Origin of the sequence: Paenibacillus popilliae ATCC 14706 (assembly GCF_000315235.1) — a bacterium.
Lineage (GTDB): Bacteria > Bacillota > Bacilli > Paenibacillales > Paenibacillaceae > Paenibacillus_B > Paenibacillus_B popilliae.
The window spans coordinates 1-206 of record NZ_BALG01000547.1 but is presented as its reverse complement, the minus strand read 5'-3'; the positions used below and the strand labels follow the sequence as shown (position 1 = coordinate 206).

Below are 206 nucleotides of genomic sequence, written 5' to 3'. Positions count from 1 at the left end.
TCCGGGCAACGCCGACTTGGAGCTGAAGGGACTCGGTTGCTTCGATTTGGCCAGCGACAGTGATCGGACGGAAGGTAGTGACCGCTGAGGTAGCCCGCGCTTGCCTTTGCGCCTTGTAGAGCCAATATTTTAATTGATGAACGGTCAGGTCGTGCTCTTTGCACCAGGCTTTCATCGTTTGCCCGCTGGTCTGATAAGCGGTAATG

1 protein-coding gene is annotated in these 206 nt (G+C 55.3%); it reads right to left on the bottom strand.

Going from position 1 to position 206, the window contains the following annotated elements; all coding sequences use genetic code 11:
• Window positions 1-206: IS66 family insertion sequence element accessory protein TnpA (gene tnpA / locus PPOP_RS23170; RefSeq protein WP_422730671.1), on the bottom strand; the 206-nt coding region annotated here is incomplete at both ends.